This window comes from Sneathiella sp. P13V-1, assembly GCF_015143595.1.
Lineage (GTDB): Bacteria > Pseudomonadota > Alphaproteobacteria > Sneathiellales > Sneathiellaceae > Sneathiella.
In genome coordinates this window covers 693,101-707,836 of the sequence record NZ_WYEU01000002.1, presented here as the reverse complement: position 1 = coordinate 707,836, position 14,736 = coordinate 693,101, and the positions used below count along the sequence as shown (strand labels likewise).

The following is a 14,736-nucleotide window of genomic DNA, read 5'->3' as shown; positions in this document are numbered from 1 at the left end:
GTTTCCTAGATTTTATTACGTAAGTGATAAGATTTTGGACGTGTCAGGCTTTCATAACCCACACTTGAAAGGGTGCAACCCCGTCCGGAATTTTTAACGCCAGTCCAGGCAAGAGCCGGATCAAGATAGTCACAACGGTTCATGAACCATGTACCCGTTTCAATCTGATCACCAATTTCGATGGCTTTGTCTTCGTCAAGCGTCCAGACAGATGCCGTCAGGCCAAATTCACTGTCATTCATCAGCTTGATGGCTTCTTCATCGGAAGAAACCTTCATAATACCGACAACAGGACCAAAGCTCTCTTCAGTCATGATGCGCATGCTGTGATCTACATCCACAACAACCTGCGGTGCCAAATAGGCACTGCCTTCTGCATCTTTTTCAAATCTGGATGTATCGATCAGAGTTTTTGCGCCGGCGGCCACCGCATCTGCAATCTGACCGCGAACGAAATCTGCGGCTTTCGCATTTACAACAGGGCCCAATGTTGTTTCAGGGTCCAGTGGATCGCCAAGTTTATAGTCATTCACAGTTTTAACAACGGCGGCGATAAAGGCGTCGTAAACATCTTCATGAACGTAGATACGTTCAATACCGCAACATGACTGACCACTGTTAAACATGGCGCCATCAACAAGGTTTTCAGCAGCGAACACAGGATCAATGTCAGAACGCACATAAGCCGGATCTTTACCGCCAAGTTCCAGACCAACACCCATGAACTGACCTTTAGCGGCTTCTTCAATGGCAGCACCGCCCGGAACGGATCCAGTAAAGGCTGTAAAGTCAACACCGCCAGACTGGATCAGTTTTGCGGCGAAATCATGTGTGGCAACGACCAACTGGAACAGATCTTTTGGAAGTCCTGCATCAACAAAGGCTTTCACCATTGTCTCCCCACAAAGATGCGTTTGTGTCGCGTGTTTCAGGATCACCGCATTGCCCGCCATCAGCGCAGGAACGATGGAGTTCACAGCCGTCATATACGGGAAGTTCCAAGGCGCAATTGTAAAGACCACGCCAAGCGGTTCGCGTTTGATATAGCGGTTGAAGTTTTCTTTCTCTTCAATCTTCACAGGTGCCAGCGCTTTCTCCGCGATGGAGATCATGTATTCCGCGCGTTCACGGAAACCACCAACCTCACCCGCACCGTACCGGATAGGGCGCCCCATCTGCCATGCCAGTTCTTCAGCAATCTGGTCCTGACGAGAAACAAATGTTTCAACACATTTGGTCAAAATCTCCGCACGTTCAGCGATGGGAACCTGACGCCATTTTGCACCGGCATCTTTCGCCGCAGCAACAATAGCCGGGATCTCATCAACCGACATATACGGGCGTTCAACATACAGGCTTCCATCAACAGGGCTGTAAGTTTTCAAACTATCTGACATTAAGGTTTTCCAATATTTAAATAGAGTAAATTACGATCAACGGCGTGTCCCATTTGGGTGCTATTTAGTCATTTTTGTTTTTCCATCACAACAGATTTTTCACCCGTCTGCGTAACTTGTTAATGAGCTAATTTTCAAAATCCAAAAATCAACATTTATTTGTACACATACTGTGGATTTCCACATAATTCTTGGGTTGTTCCCTCAAACATGCTAAGCGAGTATGAGTGAATGTTTATGTGGGGGTGGATTTCATGCTTAAACAATCAAAACGACATGCCGAAATAATGAAACTTCTGCAGGTTAAAAAAAGCTGCAGCGTCATCGAACTTGCGAATACTCTGGATGTATCCGACGAAACAATCCGGCGCGACATCAGACAACTCGCCGCCTCAGGTGCGGTTGAGAAAATTCATGGCGGTGTTGTTCTTCCTCAGAACACATTGGAGCCGCCCTTCTTAAGCCGAATGCAGGAACAACGTGAAGAAAAAGAGAAAATAGCGCGCCTTGCGGCCAGCATGATCAATGATGGAGAAACCATTCTATTGGATAACGGATCCTCATCCTGTTATGTCGCACATGAGCTGATCACCCACAAAAACCTGACCGTCGTCACGAACTCCACCGAAGTGGCACGGGAGTTGTGTTCCCGTAATCAAAATCGGGTTTTCATGGCGGGCGGTGAGATCAGGTCTGACGATAGTGCCGCCTATGGTCCTATGGCCATTGAATTCGCCAAACAGTTCACAACAAACCGCGCCATTCTTTCCATGGGATCAATCACCGCGGATCAGGGATGTCTTGATTATGATCTGTCAGAGGCGGAATTTAAACGGGCGATCCTGCCTCAGGCACGAAATGTCATTGTTGTCGCGGACCACACTAAATTCACCCGAAGTGGCATCGTAAAGGTCTGCGACCTGGACAATATTGACCTTCTCATCACAGATCGGGAACCGCCTCAGGAAATCATAGAAAAAATCGGGGAACAACGCATCCGCATTGCCGATTAAAAAAGGGGAGCATTGCTCCCCTTCTCGATTAGATGATTTCGAAATATCGCTTCATTTCCCAATCAGTAATCGCTTTTCTGAATTCACGTTCTTCCCATTCACGCGTAATGGCGTAGTGATCTACGAAAGCATCCCCGAACAACTCACGGGCGGCGGCTGAACCTTTCAGATTCTGTGCGGCTTCCCAAAGGGTTTGTGGCAATGCAAGCTCCTCCGGGAAGGTCTTGTCGTAAGCGCTGCCTTCCACAGCTTCACCCGGCTCGATTTTGTTCTCAATACCCCAAAGGCCCGAACCCAATGCAGCTGCAATGGCAATATAAGGGTTCATATCGGCCGCTGCGATACGGTACTCAACACGTTGGGATTTCGGATTACCCGGAATAGCACGAAGCGCACAGGTACGGTTTTCAACACCCCAGCTGGCATCAGTTGGCGCCCAGAAACCCGGGATCAGACGTGTGTAACTGTTCACTGTCGGTGAGACCATGGCAAGCAACTGTGGCATCAAAGCCTGCTGACCACCAATGAAGTAGCGCATTTCATCGCTCATGTTGTGCTCTTTACTTTCATCAAAGAACACACTGCTCCCATCTTTACCGCTCAACGAAAGGTGAATATGGCCACTTTGTCCCGGATAATCTGAAGACCATTTTGCCATAAAGGTCGCCATCAATTCGTTTTGTTGGGCGAGTACTTTAGTGAAGGTCTTGAACAACGCGCCCTTATCAGCCGCTGCCAAGGCTTCATCATAAGCAATCGCACCTTCAAGAACCCCCGGTCCTGTTTCAGTGTGCAGGCCCTCAATCGGCATATCCATTTCATTACACAGATGCAGAAGCTGGTGATAGAAGTCCGCCTCGGTCGTTGCGCGAAGCATGGAATACCCGAAATTGCCGGGAGTGAAATTTTCCAGATCCGTGTAATTTTTTTCCCGAACGGACTTTGGTGTTTCATTAAATAGGAAGAACTCGTATTCGCAGGCGGCTGTCGCAGTGAAGCCCATATCAGCAGCTTTTTGAATGATGCGCCTCAATGTACCGCGCGGGCAAACTGCTTCCGCACGATCCGCAAATTCAAGGATAAAGAGAAGCATATCGCCTTCAAGTGGCAAATCGCGGCAGGTATCAATGACAGGGACAACTTTGGCATCTGGGTATCCAGATTTCCAACCGGTGTAGCTTTCTTTGTCGTAAAGCTGATCATCCACGTCCCAACCAAGAACCACATCACAAAAACCAAAGCCATCATCCAAAATACCAAAGAATTTCTTTTTACTAAGGTATTTACCGCGCATAACGCCATCTATATCGAAGATACCGACCTTCACATATTCAAGGCCGCGCTCTTCTACAATCGCTTTCGCATCTGATACTGATTTGACTTCCCTTGGATCCATTTTCCACCTGTCGAGACTAAAGTAATTTGTTGCCTAAAGATTATAGCCAAACAAAAAAATCACAAGTGGATATAAATTTAAACTGCAATTGTTGAAACTTCTGCACTTTTGGCTATTTCTTGTGGAATTACAATTTCAATTGTTGTGCCTTGCCCAGGTGTGCTGTTAAGAGAAATCTTGCCGTCATGCAATTCAACAAGGGCCCGAGTAATGGCGAGCCCAAGACCCGTTCCTTCGTGGGTTTTATTCATGGCATTTTCAACTTGAATAAAGGCATCGAAAACAAGTTTCTGCTTCTTGGGGTCTATACCGATCCCGTCGTCAGTGAATTTCAAGGTCATATAATCCCTGTCACGAATGGCCTCTATGGTAATGTTACACTTCTCACCAGAGAACTTTGCAGCGTTACTTAAGATATTAAGCGCTATTTGCCTGAAGCACTTTAAGTCCATCACAACTGTCTTAGCGCCTTCGCCGAGATTAAACTGGGTTGAAATGGCTTTGTCTATAAATCGGCCCTGAACCATCCGAATGGTGCTGGAAAGCTCTTCTTCCAGATTAACCTCAACCGGATAAATCTTGTAAGTTCCCGCCTCTGTCTTTGCCACGTCCAGAATGTCATTTATCAAACTCAAGAGATGTTTAGCGCTCGCATTTATGTCCCCTACATATTCAACATATTGATCGGATCCAAGTTTCCCAAATATCTGCTGTTTCATGATATCAGAAAAACCGATAATGGCATTGAGGGGCGTGCGCAATTCATGGCTCATATTGGCAAGAAAATCTGACTTTGCCATGTTCGCCATTTCCGCTTTATTTTTCGCCATGCGCAGTTCTGTTTCGATCAGGTTTCTGGCATGAACTTCCACAATCAAAGAAACAATATTTTTAATGGAAGAGGCAAAATTCTGTTTTTCTTCAGTCCATTCGTAATCAGCATCCAAAGTCGAAAAGAAAATCACGCCTACTTTCATACCGTGTCGCACAATTGGGGACACCATAATTGACTGGTAGTAGACTTCATCCATACATCGTTTTTGAAGTGTCTCTATTTCTTCATTTTTCAGCTTCATATTGATGATGGCAGGTTCATCTCCTTCCAGAAGGCCTGCCAAGGTCGGAAACTCGCCAAGTTTGAAATTAATAGCCTTACCCGCATTCGACTCGCCTTTTTCAAACTGGCAGATGCTTTTCATCTCGTCCGACTGATCATCATATTGCCAGATGCAAATTCGATCGAGCCCAAGAGTATCTGAAGCGTTGCTGGAGATTTTTACCAGGGCTTCGTTAACGGACATACGATAAATAAACTCACCGTCCACAAGTTGTCTGATGGCCCGCTCGTAATCCTTCGCAATACGTTGACTTTCACTTAGGTTATCAATCCCGCCTGAGATAACTTTCAGCAAGTTAATACTTCTAGCCCAAATATAGAAACCCACCAGGATCATGACGACAAAAATCAGCGAAGAACTTTGGAGCGTTTTAAGCAACAATTCTTTACCTGCCTGACTTGGTTGCCAACAGATATACCCAATAACATCACCAGATCCGCCAATAAGCGGAATTGCAGATTTGGAAGAAGTATATTCCAGATCACGGGGGCCCAGCTCTAAATTCTGAAGACCAAACCTACTCTCAATACTTTTTAAAAATTCGGGTGAGATCTCTTGAATATAGATATAAAACCGATTGGTGCCTTCATAAGCTTTGATCAGCTCTTCTGTGATAGACTGTTCATCAGGTGAAATTCGAGCCGCCGCTACAATATAATATTTGTCGCTTGTCGCATGTTTCAGCATAAAACTATCTGAATTATTTTCCTCAACCGAGAGGTCCCTTCGGGTAATTCGTTTGAGTTCTGCTTCCATGCCTGGAAAAGACGTGTAGAGGTCACCACCGACGATACCGTTTGAAGACAAGAGCGTCTTATGTTCGGGATCCAATTCAACCAGATAAATTGCTGAGAGATTGAAGTTCTCCTTTGCATAGTCACCGCTATTTTCATGAAACCAGTCCTCATTTAAGGACAAGCCAACATTGATAACAGAGTCATCCCAATAGGCGACATCAAAGGCAAGAGCGTTCAGTTTCTCTAGTTCGGTATTTAAGACGGATTGCAGTAATCTTGCAGATCGATCTCGCTCCAGAGTATCCTGTTTTGAGGAGATACTCCAAACTGTGTATATTTCTAAGGAGATCGCACAAATAAAAAATACAAAAAGGGGTATCAGAAGCTTTCGAAGACTGTTCCTGATATAGGATTGCGATTGAATTATTTGGTCTTGCTTCATTTCTAATCGATACAAGTTACTACTGGATAAGTAGCATAATTACCGCGATTCATTAACAAGCCACTAATTTAACACATCTAATATATGGTTTCTTCGACAAATCTGAGGTGTTTTAATTTACTCGCGAAATTTCTATTTTTTCCAGGTCAATTGAACCGTTCACCAGGTTTGAAACCATTTCCTGATACACCCTTACCAGATTATCAAGATCAAGTTTCCCATCACTTCTGTACCATGTGCCCACACTTGTCATCATGCCCAATATCAATTTACTGGTGATATGAGGCTCTGCGATATTCCACTCATCCAGTTCATTTCCTTTGGCCAAAATATCTTTCAGCCGCCGCTCATACTCGTCCCGTTTGGCAATTATTTTCTCATAATTTTGAGGCGTTAAGCTACGAAGTTCGGTTGTACTAATCAGAACCTCTCGTTTTTTCTCGCAATGATACCGAACGTGGCAATCAACATAGATCATCAACGCCTCATGCTGAGATTGAGCCGCTGCAAGGCGTTGATCCGTTGCGTCCGTCAACGTATCCATGACATAGTCCATAAGCTGGAACAGAAAGTCCTGCTTATTTTCGAAGTAATTATATAGAGACCCTGCTTGCACACCCACATCTTTTGCGAGTTCACGCAAAGTAGTTCCTGCAAAACCTTGTTTATAAAGCCTTTTTAAACCTGCTTCACGCAAGGATCTAAGCGTCCTCTCCCCATTGGAGCCGATCGTCCGCGTCAATATTCCCTCCCAGAAATTTTCAGGATTTTAGTGTCTGGTTCGGAAAAAGGCCAACAGTATATTATTTTTATTGAAAGACAGCGTATCTTTCCAACCGAACAAAGGTAAAGGCGGCTTTCCCAATAAAAGCCGCCTCAACTTATTATCCCAGCTTGATACCCAGACCTTCTGCTGCTTTTGTCAGCATGTTTTGAGTCTGATCGTTACCGCTTGTATATTCTTTCTGAGTGGCCGGATCTGAAATGGCACCCCAGTTTTCAGCTATTTTCTCAGGTGTCTGGTCTTCTTCAGGCAACCACATACCACCAGTTTCATATACGATGGTACGGGCAAATGTACCTGCGCCCGCAGTAATAATAGTCCGGTTTGGACCTTCTTCACCAACAAGATAGAGAAGCGCTGGCGTTACAGATTCAGGCTTCAACAGACCCAACAGATTTTCAGGCATCAAGTCTTCTGTCATACGTGTTGCCGCACATGGTGACAGTGCATTCACCCGAATGCCGTATTTTCCGCCTTCCAAAACCAAGGTGTTCATTAGGCCAATAACACCCATTTTGGCGGCGCCGTAGTTTGTCTGACCAAAGTTACCATAAAGACCACTTGAAGACGTGGTCATGACGATACGGCCGTAATTCTGCTCACGCATAATTGGCCAAACCGCTTTTGTACAATTGACAGAACCGATCAGGTGAACATCCAAAACAAAATTGAAGTCACTCATTTCAACGTTATTGAAAGAACGATCCCGCAATACACCGGCGTTATTGACAAGGATGTCAACGGAACCCCATTTGTCTTTGGCTTCCTGCACCATCGCTTCCACTTGGTCATATTTAGTAACATCCGCGCCGTTGGCGATAGCTTCGCCACCGGCCGCTTCAATTTCCGCGACCACAGCTTTCGCGGCGTCACTTGAAGCACCGCTACCATCACGTGAACCGCCCAAGTCGTTGACAACAACTTTTGCGCCACGTTTGGCAAGTTCAATGGCGTGGCAACGGCCCAAACCATTACCCGCACCAGTTACAATGGCAACACGACCATCAAAACGAAAGCTCATAACTGCTCCTACTATCTTATTGTTTGTGATTTATTTTTTAGACAAAAGTCATTCCAAGCCACTCACAGATCAGGGCTGGAACTTTCTCGTCTTTGATTTCGACTGTAATTTCCGAAGTGGTCAGAATTTGACCAGGTTTCTTTTCCACGACTTCCAGAACCTTGGATGTCACCCGAATTTCACTATCCACTTTGACCGGGTTCAGGAAACGAAGTTTGTTCATTCCGTAATTCACACCCATTTTCGGGTTTTCCGGCTTGGGTGAAATTTGCGGTACCAAATGCGCCAACAGTGACAAGGTCAAAAATCCATGCGCAATAGTTCCGCCAAATGGTGTTTCCTTCGCCGCTTCCGGGTCAACATGGATAAACTGATGATCATCCGTTGCATCGGCAAATTGATTGATGCGCTCTTGAGTAACTTTGAACCATTCACCCGGACCGTATACTGTCCCCGCTGAGTTTAAAAACTCTTCTTTTGTGATGAAATTTGTCATGTTCCCCCCTTTTTTCGGTGTTGTTGTTATTTCTTGTAAGCAGCAAGATAGCAACCTTTGTGAGCGATCCAAAGAAGAAATCTCACTAGATGGAAAAGGGTATGATTGCATCACATTTATGTTCAGGTATCATCACCTCGCCTCACAATAAAAAGCAGTTTGGGTACAATGACTTCAAAACCAAAAATTCTTGCAACACGTCAGTTTCCTGAAAATGTCCTTATCCGCCTGAATAAGGACTATGAAGCCGTTGTAAATTCTTCACTTGATCCCATGCCTGCCGAAGAACTTATCCAACTTGCTGAAGGTATGGACGGTATCATCTGTGACCCGACATGCCTGTTTGATGAAAAACTGGTCTCAACCCTTCCAGAGAGTGTCAAAATCGTAACGACCTTCTCGGTTGGCTACGATCACTTGAACGTTGATGCGTTAAAAAGTAAAGGCATTGCCCTCGGCAACACTCCAGATGTTCTCACGGATGCCACAGCGGACATTGCCATGCTTTGTATGTTAGGGGCATCGCGCATGGCTTATTCAGCAGGGCAAGCCCTTCGCCGTGGTGATTGGACCAGTTGGTCTCCTATTGAATTTTTGGGAACTCATGTCAGCGGAAAGAAACTAGCCATTGTCGGGATGGGCCGCATTGGTGAAGCGGTTGCGCGCCGCGCTCAAGGTTTCGATATGGAAATCCACTACCACAATCGCCGACCTGTTGACGCGCGCGGGTTGGAAAACGCCACCTATCACGAGACTTTGGATAGTCTTCTGGAACAGGCCGAGTTTCTGTCGATCAATTGCCCCCTCACAGAACAAACACATCACATGATCAATGAAGAAGCCATCAGTAAAATGCCCAATGGCGCTGTGCTGGTGAATACCGCCCGCGGCCCCATCATTGATGACAATGCTGTGCTGGCGGCCTTAAAATCGGGAAAACTGGCGTCTGCCGGTCTTGATGTCTTTGAAGGAGAGCCAAACTTCAACAAAGGGTATCTTGAGCTCAACAACGTTTTCCTGCTGCCGCATATCGGCAGTGCGACCTACGAGACCCGGGATCAAATGGGATTCAAATGCCTTGATAATCTGGACGCATTTTTTGCCGGAAAACCTGTGCCAAACCCCATCTGACCCTGATTATTTGTATCCCGAAAGCATTCCTTGTGCAGTCACCAGATAACCGTCAAGCGTATGGTTCTCATTTTCCATCCGCCAAGACAGCATTTTTTGCGCGTAATCCAGTACCACTGCTTGATAATCAGGTTCCTCTGCTAGGTTTCTGGTCTCCTCCGGGTCATTCACCAGATCGAAAAGCAGCGGTGGTTGAGCAACAAAATGCACATATTTAAACTGCGCATCCCGGTAAACCATCATATTGCATTGGTTATGGTTCAACCCAAACGCCTGCTCTGGCAGTTCATTTTTGATATCACGATAATCAAACAGCCAATGAACCGCATCTCGCCAGTTTTCCGGATCTTTACCTTCTAGCCACGGTTTGACTGACAATCCGTTACATTGGTTAGGGATCGGCGCGTTCAGCATCTCCAATATGGTCGGCATCACATCAATTGACTCTGTAAATGCCGTCACTTTGCGACCACGTGCACCAGTAAACTCTTCAGGAGCTTTAATGATTAGAGGGATGTGGAAACTCTGATCATAGAAACCGAGCTTACCCATCAGATGATGATCGCCCAGTTGTTCGCCGTGATCAGCGGTGACGATGATCAATGTATTTTCATATTCTCCCGCTTCTTTCAGCGCATTTACAATCCGGCCAACATTTGCATCCACCTCGCTGACAAGGGCAGAATACGTGGCGCGAATTTGCCTCACTTGATCTTCAGTAAGATCACGCACCAGCCCTTCACCGCCCATATAGAATGTTGATTGCTGAATGTTATCCAATGAAAACTCAAGCATTGGATGGGTATCTGAAACAGCTTCCACATCCCCAAAATGCTTCGGAGCCTTCATATCGGCCGGATCATACATGTCGTGATATTCGGGCGGCGCAATAAATGGCGGATGCGGCCGAAGGAAGCTCAAATGGCAGAAAAAGGGATGGCCATATCGATTGGCCATATAATCAATTGCCTGATCCGCAAGCCACGCCGTTTCACTGTCTTCAGCCTTAAATCGAGAGGGTGCGAAGGTTCTAAACTTGCCATCTGGCAGATCATAATCTTCTGAAGGATAATAGATTGCATATCCCTCACCCGGAACATCATATCCCTTATTCTTTAGGTAAGAAAGCCACGGGCGACTGTTCTCGCCAAGGATAACCTCAGGTTTATATCCTTTGAGTATCCCTTCATAGGTAAACATCACAGGATCGTTTAAATCCGTTTCCCTTGGATCCGCTGTTACATCAGTATAACCAAACAAAGCAGGCTCATACCCTGCTTTTCGCGCCTCCAAAGCTAAATTAGTCAAGTTACCATCTAATGGCGTTCCGTTGCTGATTGCCCGGTGATTGCTTGGATACATGCCTGTGTGCAGTGTTGCACGAGACGGCCCACAAGGCGCAGAGCAGCTAAAGTGATTTTGGAACAGAACACCGTCCGCTGCGAGTTGATCAAGATTAGGGGTCTTTATCCCATCATTTCCATTTGCTGCTAAGAAATCCGCACGCCATTGGTCGATTGTAATAAACAGAACATTCATAAAGATTACTCTTACACTTAGATCTTTGGTTCGATAGAACGTAGAATTTTCTTCGAAAGATGCATGAGCATCGCACTGATACTGTTAGCATAGGCGCCATATGTGACAGCTATGTCATTGCTGACAAAATTGGCGGAACCACGTACCAGCAAACTGTTATCCAGCATGCGTTTCACATTCCAACTAACCAGCAAACGAACTTTCCCATCCTTCTGTTTGATCATCTCTCTGATCTCTATCGCCACTTGAAGGCTTTCCCGATCAGGATGGAAACTGGTTGGGAAAGGATAAACACGCTCCGCCCCGAGCATTGCGCCTAAATTAGAGACCATAACCCGTTCCAGATTATCCTGTAATGGCTCAGCCCAATGATTGAGATCATCAACGATCAGCTGACCATTTTCCCCTTCTGAGACAATCTGAGGGCGATCCGCATACCCCGGTATCTGGACTGGTCCAACACCAAGACGAATATTCTTTGCACTCAAGGCGGGGGCCACAATCTCCTTAGTCATAATCGGTGATTGGGTCACTCTAAAAAATGTGGTTGGAGTGGAAGGCGGGATCAACTGCCCGCAAGCGCCCAACAAACCGACTATCGCCGTGAAAAGAACAATTTTTGAAAGGCTTTTGATTTTCATTTTATTTCTTTCCACTGAGCAAAGAGCTTGGGTTTCTTTCTAAAAATTCTGCAAGATTACGAACAGATCTACTGGCGGCTGCCAATTCTCTTAGCATGATGGACAGATCGTACTTTAGCGGAGATCCGTCAGCCAAAGTATTATCGGCCGTTTTAAACAGAGTACTAGCGTTATTGAGCGTTTTATCAATTTCAGCCAATGTCTTCCGACCATCGTCAACAGCCTCATTGATCCGCGGAAGCGTTTCTTTGTCCACTTTGCCTATGATACTGGTGACCGATTTGGCCACACCCCGGATTTCCTTGATGGTTTCCGTGATTTGCCCTTCAGTAATGATTTCCTGCAATCCTTCAGCTGTTTCTGTCAAAGAAATCGACAAGCGATCGATCGGCATTTTTTCGACTTTTTCAATCAGCTTGGTAAGAGATGTTGTGATCTCTTCAAGTTCGGTCGGCAAAGTGGGAATTTCAGGGATGTCCGATCCTTCCGCGTAATAGCGCGCTTCTCTTTCCGGGAAGAGATCCAGATCGACAATCAATTGTCCTGTCAGGAAATTGTTAGACTTAAGGCGCGCGCGAAGCCCTCTCTTGATCAGGGATTCCAAAGCTCTGCGACGCGCATTCTGGCTAGTTGCAGGGTCATTGGGAAGAGTTGGATCGGCTTTAACCCGAATACGTTGCGGTTCGATATTGATCACCACAGGAATGGCATATTCGCCGCTGTTATGTTCCAGTTGCAGGGAAATATCACGGACGGTACCAATCTGGATGCCTTTAAATTCAACGGGTGCACCCACTTCAAGTCCACTAACCGAACCATCGAAATAAAGGACAAAGGGCACGCGATGCGTATAACGCGCTTCTTCCATGGCAGAGCGACCGGTAAACAGGTAAAACTCCTGACCACTTTCGGCAATACCTGCCGGTCCATCTGATCGCAGCGACGCAAATTCAATCGCACCAGAAAGCAGTGCTGAAAATGAGCTGGCGCCAATATCAACACCACTTGTGGACACTCGAACATTTACGGCGCCCGCATCCCAAAAGCGGGTTTTTGTGGTGACGAGATTAGTATATGGGTCTTCCACAAAGGCAATGATTTCAATGGACTGGTTATTCAGGGCGAGGCGATGACCAAGGACCTTACCAACCTGCAGCCCACGATAGATAACGGGACTGCCACGCTGAATATTGCCAAGGCTGCCTGTACGCAGAAGATACTCCCTCCCCGGAACGGTTGATGAAATCACCGGCGGATTTTCAAGGCCTTCAAATTCATAAGCAGCCTCACCGCCTGCACCTGGGTCAATTTCAAGGTATGAGCCGGAAAGAAGCGTATCCAATCCGGAAATTCCTTCCAAGCCAATGGCCGGTGCAACCACCCAGAACCGCGCTGTATCAGTGAGGTATTTTCGGGATTCTTTGTTGACAGACACAATCACATCCACCTGATCCTGTTCATCAGGAATAACGATGCGATCGACAACACCGATAACAACATCACGGTATTTAAGGGGTGTCTTACCTGCTTCCATTCCTTTTGCGCTAGGAAGGGTGATGCTGATTTCAGGCCCTTTATCATATACCGATTTGAAAACCAGCCATCCTGCTATGACGAGCGCAAGCAACGGGATCAACCAGATTGCAAACAATCCGGCATAGCCGCTTTTAATCACTGGCTGTTCATAACCGCCAGAATTATTCCCCTCTGTCATTGCCCCTGCTTTCACCCTTTTCCCAAATGAGTTTGGGATCAAAACTATTCGCTGCAAACATTGTCAGGATAATGACCGCAGCAAATGCCAATGCCCCTACTCCCGCCTCTACTGTTGCAAGAGCTTTTAGTTTTACCAGTGCTATAAGAACAGAAATCATGAAAATATCAATCATAGACCAGCGTCCGATCCATTCCACGAAACGATATAGTTTTGTTCTTACAACAGGTCGCCATCCTATGTTGAAATAAACAGATCCGACCAAAAACCCCAATGTCGCAATTTTGAATATGGGCACAAAGACACTTGCCATGAAGACAACAATCGCAATTCCAATTTGACCAGTAGCAATTAATTGCAAAACACCTGAAATAATTGTCTCCCTGCTTTCCTCACCAAAAGAAACAAGTTTCATAATCGGGTAGATATTTGCTGGAAAATAAAGAACGAAAGCGGCAATTAGAAAAGCGGTGGTTCTTTGCAAGCTATGGCTTCGGTCGTGCGTGATACGACTTTTACAACGGGAACACAGAAGTTGCTTACCACGCAAATGCTGATCCGCCGGCAAGCTCATCACATGATGACAGTGATGACACTCTACAAGATCGATATCCTTGCCATGATCCTGCTTCTCCACCCCAGTCATTTCCGAAGCTCCTCAATTCGAAGCCATAATTCCCTGGGGTCAAGATACATCAGTGCGAGTATTGTCGTGATGACCATGCCAATAAAACCGATCATCGATAGCCCAATTCCTACTTCCGCAAAATCAGCGAGCTTCACATAAGCCACAATCAGGCCGATCACGAAAATCTCCCCCATCGCCCATGGTCTCAGCAATACGTAAAGACGAAAGGCCCGCCCGATAAATCGTGGGGCACTCCCCAAGATAATTGGGGTAATCATCATCACCAGCAAGCAAAGTATGGCAATTGGCGCGATCACACTGGCAAACAGCACCAGAATACCCAATGCCCAGAAGTCCGTTTGCATAAACGCAATGCCCCCATCAATCAGGAGATTGGCATTACTGTTACCCTGCATTGTAAAAACCAGAAGCGGTGCCAGATTTGCGACAGTAAAAAATGCAATTCCCGCAATGGCAAAAGCCAGCGACCTCTCCAAAGCATGTGCATGACCACGATACAATAGCTTGCCGCAACGCTTACAATAAGCCGCATGACCATGCTCAACTGGGACATGCTCATGCACCAGATCACATTCCGGACAAACGCGCGGATGTACATAATCGCGTTTATTTTGTTCTGACTGCGCCATCGCCCCTCAATAAACAAAACGGCCAAGGT

Annotated in this window: 13 protein-coding genes; 2 read left to right on the top strand and 11 right to left on the bottom strand. The window is 46.1% G+C overall.

The features are described from left to right. Positions 1 to 5: 5 nt before the first annotated feature. Positions 6 to 1,397 carry an aldehyde dehydrogenase family protein gene (locus tag GUA87_RS10355; RefSeq protein ID WP_193716480.1) on the bottom strand — a complete coding sequence of 464 codons (1,392 nt, stop codon included), beginning with the start codon at positions 1,395 to 1,397 and terminating at the stop codon, positions 6 to 8. Positions 1,398 to 1,651: 254 nt separating this feature from the next. Between GUA87_RS10355 and GUA87_RS10350 the strand changes: the two genes are divergently transcribed. Then, positions 1,652 to 2,410 (top strand): DeoR/GlpR family DNA-binding transcription regulator, encoded by a 759-nt coding sequence (locus GUA87_RS10350; RefSeq protein WP_193716479.1) that lies wholly within the window; start codon positions 1,652 to 1,654, stop codon positions 2,408 to 2,410. Between the two features lie 28 nt (positions 2,411 to 2,438). Here GUA87_RS10350 and GUA87_RS10345 read toward each other — a convergent pair whose 3' ends face one another. From GUA87_RS10345 to GUA87_RS10325, 5 genes are all read right to left on the bottom strand, one after another. Then, on the bottom strand, positions 2,439 to 3,806 hold the full coding sequence (locus GUA87_RS10345) for a glutamine synthetase family protein (protein WP_193716478.1): 1,368 nt from the start codon (positions 3,804 to 3,806) through the stop codon (positions 2,439 to 2,441). A gap of 77 nt (positions 3,807 to 3,883) precedes the next feature. Further along, the gene (locus GUA87_RS10340) at positions 3,884 to 6,103 is read right to left on the bottom strand and encodes an ATP-binding protein (protein WP_193716477.1); all 2,220 of its coding nucleotides are present in this window, start codon (positions 6,101 to 6,103) and stop codon (positions 3,884 to 3,886) included. A 112-nt stretch (positions 6,104 to 6,215) separates the two neighbouring features. Beyond that, on the bottom strand, positions 6,216 to 6,845 hold the full coding sequence (locus tag GUA87_RS10335; RefSeq protein ID WP_193716476.1) for a TetR/AcrR family transcriptional regulator: 630 nt from the start codon (positions 6,843 to 6,845) through the stop codon (positions 6,216 to 6,218). A gap of 142 nt (positions 6,846 to 6,987) precedes the next feature. Next, on the bottom strand, positions 6,988 to 7,908 hold the full coding sequence (locus tag GUA87_RS10330; RefSeq protein ID WP_193716475.1) for an SDR family NAD(P)-dependent oxidoreductase: 921 nt from the start codon (positions 7,906 to 7,908) through the stop codon (positions 6,988 to 6,990). A gap of 37 nt (positions 7,909 to 7,945) precedes the next feature. Next, complete coding sequence (locus tag GUA87_RS10325; RefSeq protein ID WP_193716474.1) at positions 7,946 to 8,404, bottom strand: MaoC family dehydratase; 459 nt, start codon at positions 8,402 to 8,404, stop codon at positions 7,946 to 7,948. 168 nt (positions 8,405 to 8,572) lie between these two features. On the opposite strand from GUA87_RS10325, the gene GUA87_RS10320 reads away from it, so the two are divergent. Further along, on the top strand, positions 8,573 to 9,535 hold the full coding sequence (locus GUA87_RS10320) for a 2-hydroxyacid dehydrogenase (RefSeq protein ID WP_193716473.1): 963 nt from the start codon (positions 8,573 to 8,575) through the stop codon (positions 9,533 to 9,535). Positions 9,536 to 9,541: 6 nt separating this feature from the next. Here the strand turns inward: GUA87_RS10320 and GUA87_RS10315 are convergent, their stop codons facing one another. From GUA87_RS10315 to GUA87_RS10295, 5 genes are read right to left on the bottom strand one after another with little or no spacing between them, the layout of a single operon-like run. Next, positions 9,542 to 11,074 (bottom strand): alkaline phosphatase family protein, encoded by a 1,533-nt coding sequence (locus GUA87_RS10315; RefSeq protein ID WP_193716472.1) that lies wholly within the window; start codon positions 11,072 to 11,074, stop codon positions 9,542 to 9,544. Positions 11,075 to 11,091: 17 nt separating this feature from the next. Then, positions 11,092 to 11,715, bottom strand: a complete 624-nt coding sequence (locus GUA87_RS10310; protein WP_193716471.1) for a membrane integrity-associated transporter subunit PqiC — start codon at positions 11,713 to 11,715, stop codon at positions 11,092 to 11,094. 1 nt (position 11,716) lies between these two features. Continuing rightward, on the bottom strand, positions 11,717 to 13,429 hold the full coding sequence (locus tag GUA87_RS10305; RefSeq protein ID WP_193716470.1) for an intermembrane transport protein PqiB: 1,713 nt from the start codon (positions 13,427 to 13,429) through the stop codon (positions 11,717 to 11,719). Then, complete coding sequence (locus tag GUA87_RS10300) at positions 13,413 to 14,075, bottom strand: paraquat-inducible protein A (RefSeq protein WP_193716469.1); 663 nt, start codon at positions 14,073 to 14,075, stop codon at positions 13,413 to 13,415. Before GUA87_RS10300 ends, GUA87_RS10305 begins: the two co-directional genes overlap by 17 nt. After that, positions 14,072 to 14,707, bottom strand: coding sequence for a paraquat-inducible protein A (locus GUA87_RS10295; protein WP_193716468.1), 636 nt, complete (start codon positions 14,705 to 14,707; stop codon positions 14,072 to 14,074). Before GUA87_RS10295 ends, GUA87_RS10300 begins: the two co-directional genes overlap by 4 nt. Positions 14,708 to 14,736: the final 29 nt, after the last annotated feature.

Bases quoted from the DNA above. Each gene is read 5' to 3' on its own strand.
- GUA87_RS10315 (WP_193716472.1), bottom strand. From the start codon at position 11,074: ATGAATGTTCTGTTTATTACAATCGACCAATGGCGTGCGGATTTCTTA.
- GUA87_RS10305 (WP_193716470.1), bottom strand. From the start codon at position 13,429: ATGACAGAGGGGAATAATTCTGGCGGTTATGAACAGCCAGTGATTAAA.
- GUA87_RS10350 (WP_193716479.1), top strand. From the start codon at position 1,652: ATGCTTAAACAATCAAAACGACATGCCGAAATAATGAAACTTCTGCAG.
- GUA87_RS10345 (WP_193716478.1), bottom strand. From the start codon at position 3,806: ATGGATCCAAGGGAAGTCAAATCAGTATCAGATGCGAAAGCGATTGTA.
- GUA87_RS10325 (WP_193716474.1), bottom strand. From the start codon at position 8,404: ATGACAAATTTCATCACAAAAGAAGAGTTTTTAAACTCAGCGGGGACA.
- GUA87_RS10310 (WP_193716471.1), bottom strand. From the start codon at position 11,715: ATGAAAATCAAAAGCCTTTCAAAAATTGTTCTTTTCACGGCGATAGTC.
- GUA87_RS10355 (WP_193716480.1), bottom strand. From the start codon at position 1,397: ATGTCAGATAGTTTGAAAACTTACAGCCCTGTTGATGGAAGCCTGTAT.
- GUA87_RS10320 (WP_193716473.1), top strand. From the start codon at position 8,573: ATGACTTCAAAACCAAAAATTCTTGCAACACGTCAGTTTCCTGAAAAT.
- GUA87_RS10330 (WP_193716475.1), bottom strand. From the start codon at position 7,908: ATGAGCTTTCGTTTTGATGGTCGTGTTGCCATTGTAACTGGTGCGGGT.
- GUA87_RS10300 (WP_193716469.1), bottom strand. From the start codon at position 14,075: ATGACTGGGGTGGAGAAGCAGGATCATGGCAAGGATATCGATCTTGTA.
- GUA87_RS10295 (WP_193716468.1), bottom strand. From the start codon at position 14,707: ATGGCGCAGTCAGAACAAAATAAACGCGATTATGTACATCCGCGCGTT.
- GUA87_RS10340 (WP_193716477.1), bottom strand. From the start codon at position 6,103: ATGAAGCAAGACCAAATAATTCAATCGCAATCCTATATCAGGAACAGT.